Raw genomic sequence first — 22,841 nt, 5'->3', positions numbered from 1 at the left:
ATGCGGAGGATGAACGGTATGGCGCGCGCGTCCACGAGCGATCCCACCGGTTTGCACCGCGTCCTCGACGACGCGCTCGTGCTGCCTCAGGCTGCCCAACGCCTCGACACCCGCGAGGAGCTGTGGCCCGACGAGGTGCGCATCCGCGTAGAGAAGCTCAACCTCGACGCAGCGTCGTTCCGTCAGCTCGAGCGCAAGCACGCCGGTAACGGCGACCAGGTGCGAGCCGAGGTGCTCGACATCCTCCGCACCCGCGGGAAGATGCAGAACCCGGAGACCGGCTCGGGCGGCATGCTCGTCGGCACGGTCGAGGAGGTCGGGCCCGAGTCGACGCTCGGCCTCTCGGTCGGCGATCGGGTCGCCACGCTGGTCAGCCTGACCCTGACCCCCCTCGTCATCCAGGACGGCCTGAGCAGCTGGGACGGCCACGGCGAGCAGGTGCCCTGCGACGGCTACGCCGTGCTGTTCGGGCGATCGATCGCGGCCGTGATCCCCGACGACCTCCCGGCAGACCTCAGCCTGTCGGTGATGGACGTCTGCGGTGCTCCGGCACTCACGGCCAGGGTGGTGGCCGACTACGCCGAGCCGACCGTGGCCGTGATCGGTGGGGGCGGCAAGTCCGGTTCGCTGAGCCTGGCCGCTGCCCGTCAGGCGGGAGCCGGCCGTCTCATCGGAGTCGTGCCGCACCAGGCCGAGGCAGACCTGCTGCGCGCAGCCGGGCTCGCCGACGAGGTGGTCATCGCCGACGCGCGTGACCCGATCGCCCTGCGCGACGCCGTCCAGAAGGCCGGGGGCCCGGCGGACGTCACCGTCGTGTGCGTCGACGTCCCGGGCTGTGAGGGCGGGGCGATTCTGGCCACCGCCGAGCAGGGGACCGTCATCTTCTTCTCGATGGCGACGTCGTTCTCGGCCGCCGCGCTCGGCGCGGAGGGGTTGGCCGCCGACGTGAAGATGATCGTCGGCAACGGCTACGTCCCGGGCCACGCCGCCTACGCCATGGAGCTGCTCCGCTCCAACGACGGCGTTCGCGGGCTCTTCGAGGGACGTCTGTGATGGCCGGCGGCAAGCTGCAGCTCGACGCGGCGCAGATCCGCGAGGCGCGGACCCTGGCACGGCGCGTGGGCAAGCCCATCGTCAACACGGCCAAGAAGCACACCACTGTCTCGGTCGAGCGGGCCACCCTGCGGCTCGCGGGTCTCCAGGGGGCCGACTCGGAGGGGACCCCCTGGGTCAACCGGTTGGCGGACGTGGTGCGCGCTGACGTCGGGCTCGAGCACGGTGTCGCGCTTCCCGTCTGGGACGCTCTGCGACGCGGCGAGGCCGGGGACCTCCTCGAGCTCGCCCAGAAGGCGTCCGCCGGCTCCATCACCTTCCGTCTCCCTCAGGACAAGGACGCCGTCCGCGCCAGCGCTGCCGCACGGACCGCGGTCGGCAAGGGCATCAAGCAGATCGACCGCCGCCGCGTCGAGCGGGAGCGGATGATCGCGAAGGTCGGTGACGCCCCGCGCAAGCCATGGATCTACCTCATCGTCGCCACCGGCGACATCTACGAGGACATCCCCCAGGCGCAGGCGGCGGCCCGCGAGGGCGCCGACGTGATCGCCGTGATCCGCAGCACCGGCCAGTCGCTGCTCGACTTCGTGCCCGAGGGCGCCACGCGTGAGGGCTTCGCCGGCACGTACGCCACCCAGGAGAACTTCCGCCTGATGCGGGCCGCTCTCGACGAGACGTCCAAGGAGCTCGGCCGCTACGTGCGGCTCACCAACTACGCCTCCGGCCTCTGCATGCCCGAGATCGCTGCGCTGGCGGGGCTCGAGCGGCTCGACATGATGCTGAACGACTCGATGTACGGCATCCTCTTCCGCGACATCAACCCGATCCGCACCTTCGTCGACCAGCGCTTCAGCCGTCAGGTGCACGCGCGCGCCGGGATCATCATCAACACCGGTGAGGACAACTACCTCACGACCGCCGACGCGGTGGAGGCCGCTCACACCGTCACGACGAGCCAGCTCCTCAACGAGTACTTCGGCAAGGAGGCCGGCCTCGAGGACTGGCAGCTCGGGCTCGGCCACGCGTTCGAGATCGACCCCGAGGTGCCCGACTCGTTCCGGCTCGAGCTCGCCCACGCGATGCTGGCCCGCGACCTGTTCCCCAATGCCCCGCTCAAGTGGATGCCCCCGACCCGCCACATGACCGGCGACGTCTTCCGCGGCTAGCTGCTCGACGGGTTCTTCACCCTCGTCGGGGCACTCACCGACCAGAGCATCCTGCTCGTGGGCATGATGACCGAGGCGGTGGTGACGCCGTGGCTCTCGGACCGCGACCTCGCGCTCCAGAACGTCCGCTACGTCATGAACGCCGCCGGCAACCTGCACGAGGACTTCCACCCCGCCCCGGGCGGCTTCATCGTCAACCGCGCGCGCGAGGTGTTGGGCGACTCGATCCAGCTGCTCACGGACATCGAGAACCACGACAACGGCCTGCTCGACGCGATCGCCGACGGCACCTTCGGGCTGATGAAGCGTCCCGCCCACAAGGGCCGCGGCCTCGACGGTGTGGCGAAGAAGGCTCGCGACTACTACAACCCCGCGACCGAGATCCTGGAGGGCACGTCGTGAGCGAGAGCGCGAGCGAGCAGGGCCACATCATCCGCCCGTACGGCGACACGACCGGCGACGGCATGGTGCAGCTCTCCTTCACGCTGCCCATGGCCAACTCCAAGGTCGCCGAAGGCGCTGCCGCCCAGCTTGCCAACAAGATGGGCATGGACCCGGCGATGGTGGTGCACGCCAAGTCCATGGGGGACAACTTCACGTTCTTCGTCGTCTACGGCCGGGTCAACCACCTGGTCGACACCAGCATCGTGGAGGTCGTCGAGCGCGACTACCCGCTGCTGACGCCCAAGGAGGCCAACGCCGCCATCAAGCGCAGCCTCCGGCGCCGGCTAGTCGTCGTCGGGGGCTGCATCGGCACCGACGCCCACACCGTGGGCATCGACGCCATCTTGAACATCAAGGGCTTTGCGGGGGAGAAGGGTCTTGAGTACTACCGCGAGCTGAAGGTCGTGAACCTCGGGGCCCAGGTCTCGGTGCCTGACCTCGTGGAGGCCGCGCATGCGGAGAAGGCGGACGCCGTCCTGGTCTCGCAGGTCGTGACCCAGCGCGATGCCCACCTCCTCAACACGCGCGAGATGTCGGCCGCGTTCCGCGAGTCCTATCCGGCTGCTGAACGTCCGCTGCTCGTCATCGGCGGCCCGCGCTTCGATGAGACGATGGCCGCCGAGCTGGGGGTCGACCGGGTCTTCAGTCGTGGCACCACGCCGGGCGAGGTCGCCTCCTTCATCGTGCACCGCCTCACGACCGCCGCCAAGGACAGGACCGCCTCATGAGTCAATCGCGTGTCGGTACGACGATCACGCACCGCCGCTACGTGCCGTACAGCCACGCGCACTACGCCGGCAACCTCGTGGACGGCGCCTATTCCCTGGGCCTGTTCGGCGATGTCGCGACCGAGATGTGCATCCAGCTGGACGGCGACGAGGGTCTCTTCGCCTCCTACTCCGACGTGCAGTTCAAGGCTCCCGTGCACGCCGGGGACGTCCGGGAGATCACCGCCACCCTGGTCGAGGAGGGCACCCGGAGCCGGGTGATGGCCTTCATGGTGAGCGTCGTCGCGCGGGGCGCGGCGACCGCCGAGTCGCCCGGGGCTGCCGCCCTGGTGACACCGCCCGTCGTGGCCACCACTGCGACCGGCACCGTCGTCGTTCCCGCTCGCTAGCAGCTCGTCCGCGAAGGTCCAGACCAGCATCCGGCGTGTCTCGCGGCGACACGCCGACGCGTATGCAAAATCAGAAATGAAGTTGGCACCTGGCCCATGACCCTGACCTGCGATTTCGCGTGTTCTCGCAGGTCAGCGGGCGGTTGACAGCCGGTTCGAGGCGAGCGAAGGTTCCGTGTCCGCCCAAGCAGATCGTGGCCTGCGGACCGACGTCCGAGTGGCCGGCGCGGAAGATGTGAAGCCAGCATCTGAGCCGCACCTGTTCACGGAGGTCGGTCTCGCTCCACGAGGACGGACACGGGAGGGGCGCACGCTCCGTAGACAACTTCCTGCGGGCCTCAGCCAGAGGTCAACGGGTTGGTCCGAAGGGCATGTGCACCTCCCGTACCACTGCGCCTGATGGGTGCACAGATAGCGTGTGGGCGTGGTCCTCCGCTGCCTTGCCGCTGTCGTCGGCGGCCTGCTGCTGTCGCTGGGGTTCGCGCCGGTCGGGCTGTCGCCCGCGCTCCCGCTCGGCGTGGCTGTACTGCTGCTGAGCGTGCGCGGCTGCCGGCTCACCCGAGCCTGGCTACCGGGGTGGCTCTTCGGTCTCGCGTTCTTCGGCGCCCACCTCTGGTGGCTGCGGGCTGTCGGGACGGACGCGTGGGCCACGCTGACGTTGGCCCAGTCCGTCTACTTCGTGCCACTGGGGCTCGCCTGCGCTGCTGTGGCACGACTGCGCTGGTGGCCGGTATGGAGCGCATGCGCCTGGGTGGCGGTCGAGACGTGGCGAGGGTCCTGGCCGTTCGGTGGTCTCACGTGGGGTCGATTGTCGTACGGCACTGCCGACACCGTGTGGTCCGCGTCCCTGCCGTGGCTCGGGATGAGCGGGGTCAGCCTGCTGATCGCTCTCACCGGCGCCACCCTGGCCTGGCTGCTCGCCAGCAGGCTGCGGCGCCCGCTGGCGGCCGGGCTCGCGGCGGCTGGACTGGTCGCGGTGACCGCCCTGCCGGTCCTCTTCTCGTTCGAGATGACGCGCGGGCGGACACTGTCCGTGGCCGCCGTCCAGGCCGACGTACCGGGCGATGGCACCGACGTCGTGGCCCACCACCGGGACATCACCCGGGCCTTCTCCGAGTCCACTGTGGAGCTTGCCGAGTCGGGCGAAGAGGTCGACCTGGTCGTGTGGTCGGAGAACTCCACCGCAGTCGACCCGTTCACCGACTCCGAGACGGGACAGGCGATCGACCGAGCGTCACAGGCCATCCAGGTGCCCATCCTCGTGGGGGCGATGGTGGACTCGCCTCGCGAGGAGGAGGTGCTGAACCAAGGCATCGTCTGGCATCCCGACATCCGGGGCGGCGACCGATACACCAAACGGCACCCGGTTGCCTACGGCGAATACATCCCGTTCCGGGGCTCGATCATCCCCGACACCTACGGTCAGCTGGACCTGATCGGCCGGGACATGGCCCGCGGCACCAGTGTCGAGCCCCTGCGGATCGCGGGTGCACGGGTGGCCGACGCGATCTGCTTCGACGTCTCCTACGACGACGTGATCCACGGCCAGGTCGCCAGCGGGGGACAGCTCATCACCGTCCAGACCAGCAACGCCCTCTTCATCAACACTGCCCAGATCGACCAGCAGTTCGAGATCAGCAGGCTGCGTGCCGTCGAGACCGGGCGCTATGTCGTCGTGGCTGCCATCAACGGGGTCTCGGGCATCATCGCTCCCGACGGCGAGGTCATGGAGGTGGCGGACCCCCGCAGTCGTGCGGTCCTCGTCGGCGACGTCACGCTGGCCGACGCGCTCACGCCCGCGGTCATCCTGGGGCCGTGGACCGGCAGGGTTGTCGTCCTGGTCACCGTTCTCACCTCGGCGGCGGGCCTCATCACGTATCGTCGTCAGGCACGACATGATGACCCCGGCACGATCCCGAGACGTGAACCGCGTCTCCAGCCCAGCGAGAACGGATGAGGGACCACCCGTGAGCACAGCGGAACTGGGCCGCGTCGTGATGGTGGTCCCCACCTACAACGAGGCGACCAACCTCGAGCTGATCGTCGGCCGCCTGCGCCGGGCACATCCGGACGTGGACGTGCTTGTGGTCGACGACAACTCCCCAGACGGCACGGGCGACCTCGCGGACCGGATCGCGGCAGGTGACGGTCAGGTCCAGGTCCTGCACCGGACGGTCAAGGCCGGGCTCGGGGCGGCCTATGTCCACGGCTTCACCGTTGCGCTCGGCCAGGGCTACGACGTCATCGGCGAGATGGACGCCGACGGGTCGCACCAGCCGGAGCAGCTCCACCGGCTGCTCACCGCCCTCGGGCACGCCGACCTGGTCATCGGGTCCCGCTACGTCCCCGGGGGAAGCGTCGTCAACTGGCCCCGGCACCGCGAACTCCTCTCGCGCGGCGGCAACCTCTACGTCCGGCTGCTCCTCGGTATGGGCGTCAAGGACGCCACTGCGGGCTTCCGCGTCTTCCGCCGAGCGGCGCTGGAGAAGATCGACCTCGCCACCGTGATCTCCACCGGCTACGTCTTCCAGACCGACATGGCCTATCGGGCGATCAACGCGGGCATGAGGGTCGTCGAGGTACCGATCGAGTTCGTCGAGCGCGAGCGTGGGGACTCCAAGATGAGCGGCCAGGTCGCGACCGAGTCGCTCAAGCGGATCACCACCTGGGGGCTGCGCGAGCGCAACAAGCAGTTCCGAGGCGCGCTGCGCAGGCGGAGGCACACCCCATGACGCGGCGCAGGTTCCCCGTCTGGCTGCTGCTGGTGGCGTTCGTCATCGTGCCGTTGCTGGAGATCTTCGTATTGATCCAGGTCGGGCAGGTGATCGGCCCCTGGTGGACGATCCTCCTCCTCATCGCCGACAGCATCCTGGGCACGTGGCTGATCCGGCGCGAGGGTGGCCGCGCCTGGGAGGCGCTTCGCACGGCGCTCAGCACCGGCGCCATGCCGGCACGCGAACTGGCGGACGGTGCGCTGATCCTCGTGGGCGGCACCCTGATGCTCAGCCCGGGGTTCGTCACCGACCTGCTGGGCATCCTCCTGATCCTGCCCGTCACACGTCCGCTGGCCCGCCGGGCGCTGACGCGGGTGGTGGCTCGCAGGCTGATGGGCGGCGGCATGGCGGCGTACGCGCCACGGACCGGTCCTGGCGGCGCCTTCAGAGACGCCGGCGGAAATGCACGACGCCCCCACCCGGACCCGGGTGGGTCCGTCGTGGAGGGCGAAGTGGTCGAGTAGTGCTCCTGCGAGACTGCTAGGAGACCTTGCGCTTCTTGGCGTTGGCGCGGTGCAGGTGCGCCGGACCGATCTCACCGCCGCGTAGCAGGTCGAGGCGCTCCTTCAGGATGTCCTCGAGCTCTTGGGTCGAGCGCCGCTCCAGGAGCATGTCCCAGTGGGTACGCGCGGGCTTCTCAACCTTTTCCTCGGGCAGGATGCCGGCGGTGCTGAGTGCCTTTGCCCCACAGCGCGGGCACTCCCAGTTGGCGGGAACGTCCGCCTCGACCGACATCGTGATCTCGAACTCGTGCCCGTTCTCGCAGCAATATCCCGACTGCTGCCGGGCTGCGAACTCGATGCCGCGTTCGTCTTCGAAGCTCTGGCCGCCGAGCCTTGCGCCGCGTAGTGTGCGCTCCGCCATTGTGCCACCTCCACAGTGTGCTGACTGTCCGTCCGGTTGGGTGAACGAACGGTATTGAGACGCACGGATCGGGTTGTCCTGACGCCGAACGAGCAGGCGCTTTACGTCTCGATTCGTTCAACGTTAGCGCTGTCGCCAAGATTCCGGGGAATCATCAGGGTGGAAGCCACCTCTTGGGGTGCTCCGACGCCTCCTCAGATGACGGCAGGCACGTCGTTGCCGGCGTCGCGGATGCCGCGCTCGGTGTCGACGCGCATGAGCAGCAGGCCGCCGATGACGAAGAACACGATCAGGGCGAAGATCGCTGGTCGGTAGGAGTCGGTGAACTGGTAGGTCAAGCCGAACACCAGGGTCCCGAACCACGATGTGCCTCGGTCCATCGCGTGGTAGAAGCTGAAGTACTCGGCTTCCTTGCCGCGGGGAATCAGCATCGAGAAGTAGGAGCGCGCCAGGGCCTGGGTGCCTCCGAGGACGATGCCGATCGCGGCGCCCAGGAGCAGGAACGGAATCAGCGACTCCTCGGGCAGGAACAGCGCTGCGGTGACGATCAGCATCCAGATGCCGAGACCGGCCAGGATCGTGTGCTTGGCACCGTGTCGCTTGGCCAGGCGACCGAACAGCAGCGCTCCGCCGAAAGCAACGAACTGGACGAGCAGGATGGTGCCGATCAGGACGGACTGGCCGAATCCGAGCTCCTCGGATCCATAGGTGGACGCCGAGGCGATGACTGTCTGGATACCGTCGTTGAAGAAGAGGTAGGCGAGCAGGAAGTTCAGGGCGACCGGATATCTCGGGAGCTCACGAAGGGTCTTTCCGAGCTGGCCGAAACTTTCGGCGACGATTCCCCGGTTGCCGCCCTCGCTCTCGGCCAGGGGGATCGGCTCGTGGTCGTTGAGCCGGAAGAAGGGGATCAGGGTGAACGCTGCCCACCAGATGCACGCGGAGAGCATGCTGACTCGCGCTGCCATCCCCGTGCTCAGGCCGAACGGGAGGATGGTCACGAGGGCGAGGTTGACCGTCAGGAGCAAGCCACCACCGAGATAGCCCCAGGCCCACCCTCGCGACGAGACCCGATCGCGGTTCTCCTCGTCGGAGATCAACGGGAGGATCGAGTCGTTCACGACGAGGGAGGCACCGAGAAAGATGTTGGCGAGGAAGAACCCGAGCGCGCCGATCTGCCAGTTGCTTCCGGTGGCGAAGAAGACCAGCGAGCCAGACAGGGCACCGAGCCAGGCGAAGGTCGCGAGCAACCGCTTCTTGTTGGCGGTCCGGTCGGCCACGGGTCCCATCAAGGGGAGAACGACGGCCGAGATGATGGTGGAGATGGTGACCAGGTAGGACGGCAACGAGCCCGGCGCGACGGAGATGCCCAGCAGTGAGACCCGGTTGTCGACCGCGGCCTCCTTGGCGATCGCGATGATGTACGGCGCGAACAACACGGTCCCGACCGTGGTCACATAGGCGCTGTTGGCCCAGTCGTACCAGTACCAGGCCTTCTGCTCCTTCTCCTGCGCAAGCGGCCGGAGATCGGCGACACCGCTGGGTGCTTGGCTCATGTTGGTCCCTCCCATTGGCCGCGGGATCGCAGCACGTCGCTGAGTATGTCGGTGCGGTCGGTCACAAGGCCATCGACACCACGATCGAGCAGCATCGACATCTCTGCGGGATCGTCGATGGTCCATACGTGGACCTGGAGTCCGTTGGCGTGGGCGCGGCGGATGACACCCTCCGAGGCCACGGTCAGCCGACCATGGCGGTGGGGGATCTGCAGCGCGTCCGGCTTGCCCGGCGTCAGTATCCGGGCGAGGCGGGCGGTGGGGGCCAGCACGTAGGCAGCCACCTCGAGGGGGTGTGCGGACGTCGCGACGCGGCCCCCGGTAAGGCGCCGGAACGTGGAGAGCCGACGGGCCGAGAAGGAGCCCACGAGCACCCGGTCCCACGCGTCGTGGACCGAGATGAACTCGGCCAGGGCCGGCACCGACCCTGCCGACTTGATGTCGATGTTGAAGCGCACCTTCGGGAACTCCTCGAAGAGCTGCGTGAGGGTCGGCACCCGTTCGCGGCCATTGATGAGGGCGGCCTTCACATCGGCGTACGACGTGCTGGCGATGCTGCCGGTGCGATCGGTGACCCGGTCCAACACCTCGTCGTGGAAGGCGAGCAGCACGCCGTCGCTGCTGACGTGGACATCGGTCTCGAGATAGACGTATCCCAGGTCCACGGCATGACGGAAGGCAGCCATCGTGTTCTCCAACCCCTCCAGCTCGGGGTGGAACGCACCTCCGCGGTGTGCGAAGGCCAGCACACGTGGGTGGTCGAGGTAGACGCGATTCACCCGGGCAGTATGAACGTGCTCAGCCGGCCTGAGGTGAGCGCCGCCACATGAAAGGAGTAGTGGTGGTGACTCTTGACAGACCGGACCGCTCCAGGATCGGTCGGGACATCGGCGTGCAGTCCGACTGCAGATAACGGACGCCGCGCTCGACGGCCCACCCCGCCCGGGCGCTGACGAGGGCGCGGTAGATCCCGCGACCCCGCCATGGCTCCAGCGTGCCGCCACCCCAGAGGCCGGCGAACTCGGTCCCGGGGACGATCTCGAGGCGGCCCGCGCAGATGGCCTCGCCGTCGGCCTCGGCAATCCACGCCTGCGTCAGGTCGTCAGGGCCGCTCAGCAGCTTGATCAGCGAGGCGGAGCTGGGTCCACCACCGAAGACGCGGATCTGCATGGCGGCACTTCGGCGCGCGTCGTCGAGGAAGGTTGTCGAGTGCCGATCGATGCGGCGCACGGTCACTCCTTCCGGGAGCGCGACGGGGACCGCGAGCGCAGCTGCCTCCCCCATCATCACCGTCTCCTCGGGATCGGGGGTCAACCCCGCAGCCATCAGGTGCTCGGCCAGGTCGGCCGGCGCGTCGTGGCCCCGCGTCTTCCACTCGAACTCCGGCACCGCGGTCTCGTCGCGGAAGTAGGCGATCGTCCGCTCGATCAGCTCGTCGAGCGCCGACCCGGTGAGCCCGTCGAGGTCGCGATAGCTCACGAAGCCTCCGCGGTCGAAGATCCCACGCACCAGCGGCCCGTCGACAGTGACGTCGCTGGCTCCCGTCAGCTCGGCCTCGCGGCGGAGCTGGGCGTCGTACGCCTCGAGCAAGGTGTGGGGAGTCGCCGCGGCCGTCACGCCCTCGCCTCAGATGTCGCGGAACGTCTCGATGTTGGCACCGAGCTGGTTGAGCCGCTCGGCGAGGTCCTCGTAGCCACGGTGGATGACGTAGGTCGAGCGCAGGACCGAGGTGCCCTTGGAGGCGAGCATCGCAAGCAGGATGACCACAGCGGGACGCAGGGCCGGTGGGCAGACGATCTCGGCGCCCGACCAGTGAGTGGGGCCTTCGATCATCACGCGGTGCGGGTCGAGCAGCTTCACCGAGGCGCCGAGCTTGCTGAGCTCGGTGAGGTAGATGGCGCGGTTCTCGTAGACCCAGTCGTGGAGCAACGTCTGTCCGTCTGCCACGGCAGCGATGACCGCGAAGAACGGCAGGTTGTCGAGGTTGAGGCCCGGGAAGGGCATCGGGTGGATCTTGTCGAGCGGTGCCGTCAGGTCGCTGGGGTGCGTGGTCATGTCGACGAGACGGGTGGCGCCGTTCGCCGCGACGTATTCCTCGGTGAGGGAGTAGCGGAAGCCCATCCCCTCGAGGATGGCGAGCTCGAGCTCGAGGAACTCGATGGGCACCCGCTCGATGGTGATCGAGGACCTGGTCACGATGGCGGCGGCCAGCAGGGACATCGCCTCGATCGGGTCCTCGGAGGGGGAGTAGTCGACGTCGACGTCGATCGACTCGCAGCCGGTGACGCGCAGGGTGGTGCTGCCGATGCCGTCGACCTCGACACCGAGCTTCTGCAGGTAGAAGCAGAGGTCCTGGACCATGTAATTGGACGAGGCGTTGCGGATGACGGTGGTGCCCGGGTGGAGCGCGGCCGCCATGAGCGCGGTCTCGGTGCCGGTGTCGCTGCGCTCGGTCAGGACGATCGGGCGCTCGGGCTCGATCGCCCGGTTGACCGTGGCGTGGTAGTGCCCCTCGGAGGCCTTGACCTCCAGGCCGAACGGCCGCAGCGCAGCCATCAACGGCTGGATCGTGCGGATGCCCAGGTTGCAGCCGCCGGCGTAGGGGAGCTCGAAGGAGTCGCTGCGGTGCAGCAGTGGCCCGAGGAACATGATCACCGACCGGGTACGGCGGGCCGCGGCCTCGTCGATGTTGGCGAGGTCGAGCTCGGCCGGCGGGATGATCTCCAGGTCGTTCTGGTCGTTGAGCCAACGCGTCTGGACCCCGAGGGAGGCCAGCACCTCGAGGAGCCGGTTGACCTCTTCGATGCGAGCGACCTTGCGCAGCGTGGTGCGGCCTCGGTTGAGGAGGGCCGCGCAGAGCAGCGCGACCCCTGCGTTCTTCGAGGTCTTCACCACGATGGAGCCCGACAGGGTCGTCGGTCCGTTGACCCGTAGGTGCGTCGGGCCCGCGCCGAGGGCGACGATCTCGGAGTCGAGAGCGGCACCGATCCGGGCCAGCATCTCGAGGGAGAGGTTCTGGTGACCCTTCTCGATCCTGTTGATCGCGCTCTGGCTGGTGGCCAGCAGCTCGGCCAGCTGGTGCTGGGTCAGCCCCCGGTGCTTGCGGGCATCGCGAATGAGGTTGCCGATGCGCCCTTTGTAGTCCATCTGCATGCCGAGAACGGTATCTCAGATATGAGATACGACAAGTTGGGCTCACCCCGGCGGGTTATCACGCACCTGCCGCCGGTGCGGCTCCCGTGCAAGGATTCGAAGCATGCGCGCAACCACCATCCATGCCCCCGGCGACATCCGCGTCGAGGAAGTCCCCGACCCGACCATCACCAAGCCCACGGACGCCATCGTCAAGGTCACGGCCGGCTGCATCTGTGGGTCCGACCTGTGGCCGTACCGCGGTCACAACGACATCACGCCGGGGGACACCATCGGCCACGAGTGCATCGGTGTGGTCGAGGAGGTGGGTTCGGAGGTCACCGACTTCAAGGCCGGCGACTTCGTCATCGTGCCCTTCGACCACTGCGACAACACGTGCGCCCACTGTCGCAACGGCATGCAGGCCGGGTGCGTCAACCTCGGCTTCACCATCAGCGGGCAGGCCGAGTACGCCCTAGTCACCCAGGCCAACGGGTCGATGGTCAAGACCGGCGGCATGCCCGACGCGGCCCTGCTGCCCTCGTTGCTGACGCTCTCGGACGTGATGGCCACCGGTTGGCATGCGGCGGTGGCAGCCGGCGTGAAGCCCGGGAGCACGGCGGTCGTGGTCGGCGACGGCGCGGTGGGACTGTGCGGGGTCCTGGCCGCTGCCCAGATGGGTGCCGAGCGCGTCATCGCGATGTCGCGGCACGAGTCCCGTCAAGCGATCGCCCGCTCGTTCGGCGCCACGCACGTCGTCGCCGAGCGCGGCAAGGAGGGCGCCGCCAAGGTGGCCGAGATCACCGACGGCATCGGGGCGGACGCGGTGCTGGAGTGCGTCGGCACCGACGACGCGATCAAGACGGCCTTCGCGGTCGCGCGTCCAGGAGCGACGGTGGGCTTCGTCGGTGTCCCGCACGACGTGGAGCTGCCCGTGCGGAAGATGTTCCAGAAGAACGTCGGCCTCGCCGGGGGTATGGCGCCCGTGCGCAAGTATCTCCCCGAGCTGCTTGAGCTGACGCTCTCCGGGGCGATCAACCCCGGTCTCGTGTTCGACCTGACGCTGCCGCTCGACCAGACGCCCGACGGCTACCGCGCGATGGACGAGCGCCGGGCGATCAAGGTGCTCATCCAGCCGTGAACGGGTTGCGGCTGGGTCCGCTCCTGCGGTACGTCGACGACACGTCCGCCTCCGTGTGGGTCGAGACTGAGGCGGCAGCCACGGTCACGGTGGTCCGGGGCGCCGTCACGGCGACCGCACGGACCTTCGCCGTGCACGGCCACCACTACGCGCTCGTGGAGCTCGAGGGGCTCGAACCCGCGTCCCGGGAGACCTACACCGTCTCCGTCGACGGTGAGCAGGTCTGGCCCGACGACGACGCCGCCACGTCGATCATCGCGACGCTGCAGCCGGGCAAGCCCCTGCGGATGGCCTTCGGCTCGTGCCGGACGAGCGTGGGTCACGACGCGGCCGGGGTGAAGAGCCACGGGGTGGATGCGCTCCGCAGCTACGCACTTCGGATGTCGGACACGGTTCCGGTCCAGGCCGACCACCGCGAGGACCGAGACCTGTCCGACCCGCGGTGGCCCGACCTGTTGCTCCTGCTCGGCGACCAGGTCTACGCCGACGAGACGACCGACGAGATGCGCGAGTTCATCGCGTCCCGTCGCGACATCGAGGAGCCGCCGTGGGAGGAGCTCAAGGACTTCGAGGAGTACGCGCACCTGTACTCCCTCGCCTGGTCCGACCCCACCAACCGGTGGCTCCTCTCGACGCTGCCGAGCGCGATGATGTTCGACGACCACGACATCCGCGACGACTGGAACACCTCGCAGGCGTGGCGCGACGAGATGCAGGCCACGTCATGGTGGCACGGACGCATCGTGGCCGGCCTGGCGTCGTACTGGGTCTACCAGCACCTCGGCAACCTGTCGCCGACCGAGCGCCGGCAGGACGAGATCTACCGACTGGTCCTCGCCCACGAGGGATCGGACGAGCTGGACCTGAGCGACGTGCTGGACGCCTTCGCCGACCGGGTGGACCGCGAGCCGACGACCTATCGCTGGTCCTACTGCCGGGACTTCGACACCCAGGCCCGTCTCGTCGTGGTCGACTCCCGCGCCGCGCGTGTCCTCGAGCCGTCGAAGCGGGCACTGCTGGACCCCGACGAGCTGGCCTGGCTCGACGAGCGGATGCGCGGCGACGTGGACCACCTCCTGATCGGGACGTCGCTCCCGTTCATGCTGGCCAGGGGCCTGCATCACCTCGAAGCCTTCGGCGAGGCCCTCGCCGGCGGGACGTGGGGGAGACGGGGCGCGAAGGTGGGGGAGAAGCTTCGGCAGGCCGTTGACCTCGAGCACTGGGCGGCCTTCCAGGAGACCTTCGCCGCGGTGGCAGAGATGACGATCCAGGTGGCCGCCGGCGAGCGCGGTCGCGCCCCGGTGAGCGTCAGCTTCCTGTCGGGGGACGTCCACCACAGCTATGTGAGTGAGGCGCGCCTGGCGCGCCGCGCAGCGCGCAGCGGCAGGACCCTGACGAGCGCGGTGCTCCAGGCTGTCTGCTCCCCAATCCGCAACCCGCTCTCACCGAAGACCCGATTCGCGACAGCGGCGCTGTCCTACGGGGTGGCGGGTCCGTTGGGGCGGATGGTCTCGAAGTCGACGAAGGTCCCGGACGGTCCGCTCAGGTGGACCTACGTCAAGGGTCCGTGGTTCGACAACAACCTCGCGTGCCTCGAGCTCGAGCCGCGCGGAGTGCGCATGTGGTGGGTCAAGGGCGAGGTCGTGGACAACCCGGGCCTGCCTCAGCTGGTGAAGGTGGCCGACTACCGGCTGGGTGATTAGCGGGCGACTAGCGAGGGCTGCCGAGGAGGACGCGGCCGTGGACGCACGCGCACGAGTCGGAGCAGGGCAGGTAGCTGTGTTGTCCGTGTCCGCAGCCGGCGCACGGACGATCGTGCGAAAGGTGGCTGCTGTCGGTGACGACGGTGTCCCACATGATCTGCTCCCACGAATCCTCGAGTTGACTGGACCACTTCACAGTGACACCCCGTCATCCCGCTGGAAGCGGAACGTGGCGACAGCAGTGCGATCAGGTCAGCACAACCACCCGATGTGACTAGTCGGCCGTGACCGAGCGCCCGGTCCGGGACGCCCGCTTCGCCCATCTGCGAGGGTGAAGGCATGCCCTCCATCGTCCTGGTCACCGGAGCCACTGGATTCGTCGGTCGCCGTCTCGTGCCTGTCCTCCTCAAGCACGGTCACGTCGTACGCGCCATGACCCGGAACCCGGGTTCCTACTCAGGCCCCGGCGACCCGGTGCGGGGCGACGTGTCGGATCCCGCGTCCCTGGCCGAGGCGCTCGAGGGCGTCGACGTCGCGGTCTACCTGGTCCACTCACTCGACCACGCGGACTTCGAGCGGCGTGATCGCGAGGGGGCGCGAAACTTCAGCACGGCCTGCGCGGCCGCCGGCGTCTCGCAGATCGTCTACCTCGGCGGCCTGGGCTCCGAGGACTCCGACCTGTCAGCGCACCTGCGCTCCCGGCGCGAGGTCGAGGACCTGCTTGCTGCGGACGGCGTGCCGGTGACGACCCTTCGAGCCGCGATCGTCGTCGGGCACGGCGGGATCTCGTGGGAGATCACCCGCCAGCTGGTGAAGAACCTGCCCGCGATGGTCGTCCCGAAGTGGGTCAACACCCGCACCCAGCCCATCGCCCTCGACGACGTGGTGCGCTACCTGGCGGGCGTCGTCGACAACGAGCGAGCGATCGGACGGACCTTCGAGATCGGCGGCCCGGAGTCGATGAGCTACCTCGAGATGCTCCAGAAGGCAGCGGTCGTGTCCGGGACGGCGGCGCTGCCGATCGTGCAGGTCCCGGTGATGACGCCGCGCCTGTCGTCGTACTGGCTCGCGCTGGTCACCGACGTCGACGTCACGACCGGTCGCAACCTGATCGACTCCATGGCGACCGAGGTGATCGTCACCGACACCTCCATCCACGACGTCGTGCCCGGGGAGCCGATGTCGTACGCCGAAGCGGTCCGCGTCGCCCTGAAGGAACGGGCCGCAGCCGACCGCTGAGAGCCGTGCTCACCTCCAGCTGGGACCGGTGCCGCCGACGCGCTCCTGCAGCTGCGCGGAGACGAAGGCCGCGTTGGCGCGAAGCACCCCGGGCGGGACGACCGGCAGGTTCTCCTCCCAGTCGATGAGTGTCGACCCACGCAGCTGCAGCATCCGGTCGGGTCGGCCGAAGAAGAACAGGTGCAGGTGGGCCCCGCCGTCGCCGTACTTCGCGAGTTGCATCCGTCCGACGCTCGGCAGCTCCTCGATCGCGACCGACAGAGCCACGATCAGCTGCCCCATCTCGGCGGTGAGGTGGTCGGGCACGGTGGTGAGGTCGCAGTGCTCGCGGGGCATCAGGTTACAGGCGAGCGGGAGCCTCATCTGGTGGTCCAGGGTCACCAACCATCGCTCGTTGCTCCACAGGACGTTGTCAGCGATGCGCTCGGGCAACGAGCCCGCTACGCACCAGCACTCCGTCGGGTCCTCGCCCCGACGCGCGGGCTCCTCGTCCGCCAACGGCTGCAGCGGCTTGATCCGCAGCGAGTCGAGCTCGAAGGGGAAGATGTCCCATCCCGGCATCTCCTCGACGGCGACGGCCAGGCGCCCTTCGTCGTCGGTCGCTGCCATGACGCGGGCATGGAACTCGTCGGCGGTCTCGAGGGTGTCCCGGTCGGTCATGCGGACCATCCAAGCAGGGGTTGGTCAGTGCGCGCGCAGTCGCAATGCGGCCAGGACGATGGCGCCCGCCACGAGTGCCCAGAAGGCGGGACTGATGCCTGCGTAGGACAGACCGGAGGCAGCGACCAGGAACGTCACGGCACCTGCCTCGCGGTGGCGGACGTCCACCAGGGCCGCCGAGGCAGCTGCCGCGAAGGTGCCGATCAGGGCCACTCCCGCGACCGAGGCGATGATCCCGGCGGGCGCGGCGGCGCTGATGCTCGTGACCAGCACCGAGAGCGCAGCCAGCAGCACGTAGACCACGCCGCAGGTGACGCTGGCGATCCAGCGTCGGTCCCGGTCCGGTCCCGCCTCGGGACCGGCGGCCAGGGCCGCAGAGATCGCGGCCAGGTTGAGGCTGAAGCCGCCGGCAGGTGCCGAGAGGACCGTGCTCGTGCCTGCCCAGAGCAGCGCAGGACGCAGCGGGTTGCGGTAGCCGAACGACTCCATCACGGCAACACCGGGAATGTTCTGGCCGGTCATGGTGACGAGGTAGAGGGGAACGCCCAGAGCCAAGGTTGTGCGCCAGCTGAACTCTGGGGCCGTCCAGGTCAGTGCGGGGAGCAGGGAGCCGCTGCCGAGCGGCTCGCCCAGGACGGCGATGACGACGCCGGCGGCAACGAGTGCCCCCGGAACCGCCCAGCGGCGGGCGAACCGCAGCAGCACCAGCCACGTCACGAGCACCGGCGCGATGGCTGCCGGGTCGACGGCGAGCGCTTGGAACGGCGCCACGCACAACGTGAAGAGCACGCCGGCGAGCATGGCGCTGGCCACGGCGCTGGGGATCCGTCCCACCCAGTCGCCGAGGGGCTTGACGAGGGCGGTGAGGAGGTAGAGGGCGCCCGCCACGAGAAACGCTCCGATGGCTCCCGCCCACCCGGCGACGGGGAGGGTCGCTCCGGCCAGGAGCGCGGCGCCGGGCGTGGACCAGGCGATCGTCACGGGGATTCGCAGGATCAGCGACAGCACGATGCAACCCAGCCCCATGGTCAGCGTGACGACAGCGAGCCCGGACGCTGCCTGGTCCTGGCTGGCGCCCACGGCAGCGAGGCCGGTGAGCACAACGGGGAAGGACGAGGTGAAGCCGACCAGGGCTGTGATCACGCCGGCGCCCATCGCGTGCGACACACTGCTGTCCCGGCTCCGCACGCTCATGCGTGGAGGGTAGGGCCCACACGACCTGCGGTGGCACTCGCGTGGACGCGGGCCCACTGGCGCCAGGGCAGGCGTGGCACGATCGACCCGTGCGGTCTGCCTCGGCTGTGTTCCTCTCGGCCCTCCTCGTGCTGCCGCTCGGTTGTGACGCCGGACCGGACTCGGTCGACCCCGAGCCGCAGGCCCCCGACTGGCACGCGGTGGAGCTCCCGGGTCCCCGCGGCCTGCCGGGGCAGCTCGCGGTGCGGGACGCGGTGCGCTGCGGCGGAGCGTGGACGGCCGTGGGCGGGGTACAACTGGCAGACCCGCTCGAGACGCGGGACACACGCCCTGCGGCCTGGCGATCCCAGGACGGGGTGACCTGGACGGCCCTGGACGTGACCGCGACGACCTATTGGAGCCGGCGCGCGGTCCCGTCCACCGTCGCCTGCGCCGACGGCCGGGTCGTGGCGGTGGGAGCGAGGTTCGGGGGAGCCCACGGCAACCCCCGGATCACCACGTTCTTCGAGAAGAACGGCGGGCTGGACGACCAGCGTGCTGCCTTCAACCTCACCGGCAACCGGATCAGCGGCCCGGCCGTCTGGCACTCCACGGACGGGCGCGACTTCACGATCGAGGAGGACGTGCCGGGTCTCGCCGACGAGGAGGGCTTCAGCTCCTTGGCCCAGGCGGGGTGTGGGACGGCGCGAGCTGGGTGGTGGTCGGCGGGGGGAATGCGCGGACGACGCTGAACCGGCAGCCGCGTCGTCTGGACGTCGCCGGACGCCACGTCGTGGGAACGCCTGGAGGTGCCCGGCAGCGATGAGTTCGACGACCTCGAACGCGTGGTGACGGTCGGCGACGACCTGGTCGCCCTGGGCCTGCGGGGTGACGCCTTCGGGTATGGCGACGCGACGACGACGGCTGGCGCATGGGCCAGACCTTCGGCTCGCTGCCCGACGAGGCGAGGAGCAGCCCCTTCGTGTCGTCCTTGGTCACCGGCGAGAGCGGGCAGTGGGCCACAACGAGCGACGGGGTCAGCTATGCGGCGTGGCACAGCCCCGACGGCGACACCTGGACCCCCGTCGAGCTCCCGTCCTCATCCGTGGAGACGGCCGGCGAACGCATCGTCACGGTGGCTGCGGACGACGACGTCGTCCTGCTGGTCGCCGACAACGGGTTAGGTGGCGGGCTGTGATGGACCGCGGAATAGCTGGCGGCCCCTACGTCGTTGAAAGGTATATGAAGAATATCGGTTTCCTGTCGTTCGGTCACTGGAACCCCTCGCCCCACTCGATGACACGCAGCGCCTCTGACGTGCTGCACCAGTCGATCGACCTCGCCGTCGCAGCCGAGGAGCTCGGTGCCGACGGCGCCTACTTCCGGGTCCACCACTTCGCCCGCCAGCTCGCGTCGCCCTTCCCGCTGCTTGCGGCTGTCGGGGCTCGCACGAGCCGGATCGAGATCGGCACCGGGGTGATCGACATGCGCTACGAGAACCCCTGCTACATGGCCGAGGATGCCGGGTCCGCCGACCTGATCTCGGACGGGCGGCTGCAGCTGGGGATCAGCCGCGGCTCACCGGAGCAGGTGATCGAGGGCTACCGCTACTTCGGCCACCACCCGGCGGAGGGCAGCGACCACGCCGCGATGGCCCGCGAGCACACCGCCACGTTCCTCCGGCTGCTCGAGGGAGAGGGGTTCGCGGAGCCCAACCCCCGGCCGATGTTCCCCAACCCGCCGGGCCTGCTCCGCCTCGAGCCACACTCCCCGGGGCTGCGGGACCGCATCTGGTGGGGCGCCGCCACTCGCGCTACGGCCGAGTGGACCGCTGAGCAGGGGATGAACCTGATGAGCTCGACCCTGCTCAGCGAGGACACAGGCGTGCCCTTCCACCAGCTGCAGGCCGAACAGATCGAGCGATTCCGGAGTGAGTGGAAGGCTGCCGGTCACCTGCGGGAGCCCCGCGTCTCGGTGAGCCGCAGCATCATGCCGTTGGTCACCGAGATGGACCACGCCTACTTCGGCAACGAGCGACAGAGCACCGACCAGGTCGGGATCCTGGACGGCGGCAGGGCACGGTTCGGCAAGACGTACGCCGCAGAGCCCGACGTCCTCGTCAAGGAGCTCGCGGAGGACGAGGCCATCGCTGCCGCCGACACGTTGCTGCTGACGGTGCCCAACCAGCTGGGGGTCGACTACAACGCGCAGCTCATCGAGAGCCTGCTCACCCACGTAGCCCCCGAGCTCGGCTGGCGCTGAGCCTCAGAGCGCCCGGAGCCCGGCCGTGATGGCGACCGCGACGGCGACGCACAGCACCAGCGAGTGTCGACGCCAGAGCAGGACAGCAGCCACGGCCACGCCGACGGTGTGCGCGCCGACGGACAACGACCGCCCTCCCGCGAACGTCGAGGTGACGACCAGCGCGCAGAGCAGGCTCGGAGCAAGCAGGAGGACGACGCGGTCGAACCACGGTGGCAGCACCCGGCCGCCCACCAGCACCGGCCCGCAGGCCTTGATGAGGACGGTGACGACGGCAGCGCCACCGATGAGCAGCCAGACTTCGGCGTACGACAGCGTCATGGATTCCTCCGCACGAGACCGACCAGCGCGACCGCACTGGCGGCCAGGATCGGGACGCCGGGTGGCGTGATCGGCACCAGCGCGAGGGCAAGGAGGCCGCCCGCTGCGGCCACCGGGCGCAGGGCGGGGTCGCGCAGCTCGGCGATGAGCAGCGAGAGGAAGAACACCGGATAGATGGCGTCGAGACCGAGCCCGTGCGTGTCACCAAGCGCATCGCCGAAGACGGCGCCGGCGACCGCGCCGGTGGTCCACGTGACGTATTGGGGCAGCGTCGTGCCGTACATCAGCCAGCGGTCGAAGGTGCCGTCCCCGCGGCTGGCCAGGGCCCACGACGTGTCGACGCTGGCCTGGGCCTGTGCCGCCCGTTTCAGGGCACCGCCCGGGAGGGACGGCGCGAGCGCCACACCCATGGCCAGGAACCGTGAGTGCATGAGGCCGGCTGCAATCAGGGCGGCAGGGATGCCACCGCCCGCGCTCACCACCGACAGCATCGCGAACTGCGCGGACCCGGCGAACATGATGGCCGCAGTGACGATGGCCTGGGCGGTGCTGAAGCCCGCCTGCTTCGCCAGCACGCTGAACGACAGGCTGAGCAGGAACCCGACCATGCCGAAGGGGACACCCAGGCGCAGTCCGCGGCGGAACGAGGTCCAGTGGTCGTCGGCGAGACCTTCCTCCCCCCTGCTCCTCGTCGTCACTGCTGCAGTCTAGGAAGTCGCGGCGGCTCCGACTCGTTGCCCCCGAGCCGTCCACGAGGGACGATCACCTGCACGCCCACCCGCACAGAGGAGCTCCATGACCCCGACGCACGCTGCCGACCGTCACGACCGGATCCGGGTGCAAGGAGCGCGGGAGAACAACCTCAAGGACATCAGCGTCGAGATCCCCAAGCGCCGCTTGACGGTGTTCACGGGTGTGTCCGGATCGGGCAAGAGCTCCTTGGTCTTCGCCACGATCGCGGCAGAGTCGCAGCGGATGATCAACGAGACCTACAGCGCCTTCGTGCAGGGGTTCATGCCCTCGCTCGCGCGACCCGAGGTGGACTCCCTCGAAGGGCTGACGACCGCCATCATCGTGGACCAGGAGCGGATGGGAGCCAACCCCCGATCCACGGTCGGCACCGCCACCGACGCCAACGCGATGCTGCGCATCCTCTTCAGCCGGGTGGCGACGCCCCAGATCGGTCCGCCGACCGCGTACTCGTTCAACGTGCCGACGCGCAAGGCGAGCGGCGTCATGTCGACCGACAAGGGTGGGCGGGTCGAGAAGAGCGTGGTCCGCGACGCCGTCTACCTCGGTGGCATGTGCCCGCGCTGCGAAGGCATGGGAACCATCAACGACATCGACCTGACCGCGTTGTACGACGACACGCTGTCGCTCAACGGCGGTGCGCTGCGCGTCCCGGGCTACTCGATGGACGGCTGGTACGGCCGCCTCTTCGAGGGCATGGGCCTGCCCATGGACACGCCCATCTCGACGTTCACCAAGAAGGAGCTCGACACGATGCTCCATGCCGAGCCGACGAAGATCAAGGTGGAGGGGATCAACCTCACCTTCGAAGGGATCATCCCGAAGGTCCAGAAGTCGATGCTGTCCAAGAACCCCGAGGCGATGCAGCCGCACGTGCGCCGGTTCGTGGAGCGCGCGGTCGCCTTCCAGACCTGTCCCGACTGCGAGGGGGCGCGGCTCACCAAGGAGGCGTTGTCGTCGAGGATCAAGGGCAAGAACATCGCCGAGCTGTGCCAGATGCAGATCAGCGACCTGGCTGACTGGATCTGCGACCTCGACGAGCCCTCCGTCACGCCGCTGGTCAAGGGGCTCCAGCACCTCCTGGACGCCTTCGTCGACATCGGCCTGGGCTATCTCTCGCTCGACCGGCCGGCAGGCACCTTGTCCGGGGGAGAGGCACAACGGACGAAGATGATCCGGCACCTCGGGTCGTCGCTCACCGACGTCACCTACGTCTTCGACGAGCCGACCATCGGGCTGCACCCGCACGACATCGAGCGCATGAACAAGCTGTTGCTCCAGCTGCGCGACAAGGGCAACACCGTGCTGGTGGTCGAGCACAAGGCGGAGACGATCTCGATCGCCGACCACGTCGTCGACCTCGGGCCTGCGGCCGGTACGGCCGGCGGCGAGGCCCAGCGCACCAAAATGATCCGGCATCTCGGGTCCTCGCTTACCGACGTCACGTACGTCTTCGATGAACCCACCATTGGGCTCCATCCGCACG

General features: G+C 69.0%; 21 protein-coding genes and 2 pseudogenes. 14 read left to right on the top strand and 9 right to left on the bottom strand.

What is annotated here, in order from left to right; genetic code table 11:
* Window positions 1–18: 18 nt before the first annotated feature.
* The 7 genes and pseudogenes from JWN68_RS10525 (at window position 19) to JWN68_RS10495 (ending at window position 7,018) form a co-directional block, all read left to right on the top strand.
* Window positions 19–1,053 carry an L-erythro-3,5-diaminohexanoate dehydrogenase gene (locus JWN68_RS10525; RefSeq protein WP_297738461.1) on the top strand — a complete coding sequence of 345 codons (1,035 nt, stop codon included), beginning with the start codon at window positions 19–21 and terminating at the stop codon, window positions 1,051–1,053.
* Window positions 1,053–2,621 (top strand): annotated as a pseudogene (locus JWN68_RS10520) (lysine 5,6-aminomutase subunit alpha). The gene JWN68_RS10525 and the pseudogene JWN68_RS10520 overlap by 1 nt, the downstream one beginning before the upstream one ends.
* Entirely contained in the window at window positions 2,618–3,391 is a 774-nt protein-coding gene (locus tag JWN68_RS10515) for an OAM dimerization domain-containing protein (protein WP_297738460.1), read from the top strand. Before JWN68_RS10520 ends, JWN68_RS10515 begins: the two are co-directional and overlap by 4 nt.
* Entirely contained in the window at window positions 3,388–3,780 is a 393-nt protein-coding gene (locus JWN68_RS10510; RefSeq protein WP_297738458.1) for a 3-aminobutyryl-CoA ammonia-lyase, read from the top strand. Before JWN68_RS10515 ends, JWN68_RS10510 begins: the two co-directional genes overlap by 4 nt.
* Before the next feature lie 424 nt (window positions 3,781–4,204).
* Window positions 4,205–5,737, top strand: coding sequence for an apolipoprotein N-acyltransferase (gene lnt, locus JWN68_RS10505; RefSeq protein ID WP_297738456.1), 1,533 nt, complete (start codon window positions 4,205–4,207; stop codon window positions 5,735–5,737).
* Window positions 5,738–5,777: 40 nt separating this feature from the next.
* Window positions 5,778–6,512: a polyprenol monophosphomannose synthase gene (locus tag JWN68_RS10500; protein WP_297738522.1), complete on the top strand. Its 735-nt coding sequence runs from the start codon at window positions 5,778–5,780 to the stop codon at window positions 6,510–6,512.
* On the top strand, window positions 6,509–7,018 hold the full coding sequence (locus JWN68_RS10495; RefSeq protein WP_297738454.1) for an FxsA family protein: 510 nt from the start codon (window positions 6,509–6,511) through the stop codon (window positions 7,016–7,018). Before JWN68_RS10500 ends, JWN68_RS10495 begins: the two co-directional genes overlap by 4 nt.
* Before the next feature lie 16 nt (window positions 7,019–7,034).
* Here the strand turns inward: JWN68_RS10495 and JWN68_RS10490 are convergent, their stop codons facing one another.
* The 5 genes from JWN68_RS10490 to JWN68_RS10470 form a co-directional block, all read right to left on the bottom strand.
* Window positions 7,035–7,418, bottom strand: coding sequence for an RNA polymerase-binding protein RbpA (locus JWN68_RS10490; RefSeq protein WP_297738452.1), 384 nt, complete (start codon window positions 7,416–7,418; stop codon window positions 7,035–7,037).
* A 194-nt stretch (window positions 7,419–7,612) separates the two neighbouring features.
* Window positions 7,613–8,974 carry an MFS transporter gene (locus JWN68_RS10485; protein ID WP_297738450.1) on the bottom strand — a complete coding sequence of 454 codons (1,362 nt, stop codon included), beginning with the start codon at window positions 8,972–8,974 and terminating at the stop codon, window positions 7,613–7,615.
* Window positions 8,971–9,753 (bottom strand): glycerophosphodiester phosphodiesterase, encoded by a 783-nt coding sequence (locus tag JWN68_RS10480; RefSeq protein WP_297738448.1) that lies wholly within the window; start codon window positions 9,751–9,753, stop codon window positions 8,971–8,973. The genes JWN68_RS10485 and JWN68_RS10480 overlap by 4 nt, the downstream gene beginning before the upstream one ends.
* A 19-nt stretch (window positions 9,754–9,772) precedes the next feature.
* Window positions 9,773–10,591 (bottom strand): GNAT family N-acetyltransferase, encoded by an 819-nt coding sequence (locus JWN68_RS10475; RefSeq protein ID WP_297738446.1) that lies wholly within the window; start codon window positions 10,589–10,591, stop codon window positions 9,773–9,775.
* Window positions 10,592–10,600: 9 nt separating this feature from the next.
* Window positions 10,601–12,127 (bottom strand): UDP-N-acetylglucosamine 1-carboxyvinyltransferase, encoded by a 1,527-nt coding sequence (locus tag JWN68_RS10470; protein ID WP_297738444.1) that lies wholly within the window; start codon window positions 12,125–12,127, stop codon window positions 10,601–10,603.
* Between the two features lie 103 nt (window positions 12,128–12,230).
* Between JWN68_RS10470 and JWN68_RS10465 the strand changes: the two genes are divergently transcribed.
* From JWN68_RS10465 to JWN68_RS10455, 3 genes are all read left to right on the top strand, one after another.
* Window positions 12,231–13,247, top strand: coding sequence for a zinc-dependent alcohol dehydrogenase family protein (locus tag JWN68_RS10465; protein ID WP_297738442.1), 1,017 nt, complete (start codon window positions 12,231–12,233; stop codon window positions 13,245–13,247).
* Window positions 13,244–14,950 carry an alkaline phosphatase D family protein gene (locus JWN68_RS10460; RefSeq protein ID WP_297738440.1) on the top strand — a complete coding sequence of 569 codons (1,707 nt, stop codon included), beginning with the start codon at window positions 13,244–13,246 and terminating at the stop codon, window positions 14,948–14,950. Before JWN68_RS10465 ends, JWN68_RS10460 begins: the two co-directional genes overlap by 4 nt.
* A gap of 339 nt (window positions 14,951–15,289) precedes the next feature.
* On the top strand, window positions 15,290–16,189 hold the full coding sequence (locus JWN68_RS10455; protein WP_297738438.1) for an NAD(P)H-binding protein: 900 nt from the start codon (window positions 15,290–15,292) through the stop codon (window positions 16,187–16,189).
* A 9-nt stretch (window positions 16,190–16,198) separates the two neighbouring features.
* Here the strand turns inward: JWN68_RS10455 and JWN68_RS10450 are convergent, their stop codons facing one another.
* Together JWN68_RS10450 and JWN68_RS10445 are read right to left on the bottom strand one after the other, a co-directional pair.
* Window positions 16,199–16,849 (bottom strand): hypothetical protein, encoded by a 651-nt coding sequence (locus JWN68_RS10450; protein WP_297738436.1) that lies wholly within the window; start codon window positions 16,847–16,849, stop codon window positions 16,199–16,201.
* Between the two features lie 24 nt (window positions 16,850–16,873).
* Entirely contained in the window at window positions 16,874–18,043 is a 1,170-nt protein-coding gene (locus JWN68_RS10445) for a benzoate/H(+) symporter BenE family transporter (protein WP_297738434.1), read from the bottom strand.
* An 89-nt stretch (window positions 18,044–18,132) separates the two neighbouring features.
* On the opposite strand from JWN68_RS10445, the gene JWN68_RS10440 reads away from it, so the two are divergent.
* From JWN68_RS10440 to JWN68_RS10430, 3 genes are all read left to right on the top strand, one after another.
* Window positions 18,133–18,774: a hypothetical protein gene (locus tag JWN68_RS10440; RefSeq protein WP_297738432.1), complete on the top strand. Its 642-nt coding sequence runs from the start codon at window positions 18,133–18,135 to the stop codon at window positions 18,772–18,774.
* 179 nt (window positions 18,775–18,953) lie between these two features.
* On the top strand, window positions 18,954–19,220 hold the full coding sequence (locus JWN68_RS10435; protein ID WP_297738431.1) for a hypothetical protein: 267 nt from the start codon (window positions 18,954–18,956) through the stop codon (window positions 19,218–19,220).
* A 44-nt stretch (window positions 19,221–19,264) separates the two neighbouring features.
* Window positions 19,265–20,284 (top strand): LLM class flavin-dependent oxidoreductase, encoded by a 1,020-nt coding sequence (locus JWN68_RS10430; RefSeq protein WP_297738429.1) that lies wholly within the window; start codon window positions 19,265–19,267, stop codon window positions 20,282–20,284.
* Between the two features lie 3 nt (window positions 20,285–20,287).
* Here the strand turns inward: JWN68_RS10430 and JWN68_RS10425 are convergent, their stop codons facing one another.
* Window positions 20,288–20,605 (bottom strand): AzlD domain-containing protein, encoded by a 318-nt coding sequence (locus tag JWN68_RS10425; protein ID WP_297738427.1) that lies wholly within the window; start codon window positions 20,603–20,605, stop codon window positions 20,288–20,290.
* Window positions 20,602–21,303 (bottom strand): AzlC family ABC transporter permease, encoded by a 702-nt coding sequence (locus JWN68_RS10420; protein WP_297738425.1) that lies wholly within the window; start codon window positions 21,301–21,303, stop codon window positions 20,602–20,604. Before JWN68_RS10420 ends, JWN68_RS10425 begins: the two co-directional genes overlap by 4 nt.
* A gap of 97 nt (window positions 21,304–21,400) precedes the next feature.
* Between JWN68_RS10420 and JWN68_RS10415 the strand changes: the two are divergent.
* Window positions 21,401–22,841, top strand: a pseudogene (locus tag JWN68_RS10415) (excinuclease ABC subunit UvrA); the annotation flags it as partial.

It is taken from the genome of Nocardioides sp., assembly GCF_025964975.1.
In the GTDB taxonomy this organism is placed as follows: domain Bacteria; phylum Actinomycetota; class Actinomycetes; order Propionibacteriales; family Nocardioidaceae; genus Nocardioides.
The sequence above is the reverse complement of the archived record's forward strand: the minus strand, read 5'-3'. Positions and strand labels throughout refer to the sequence as shown.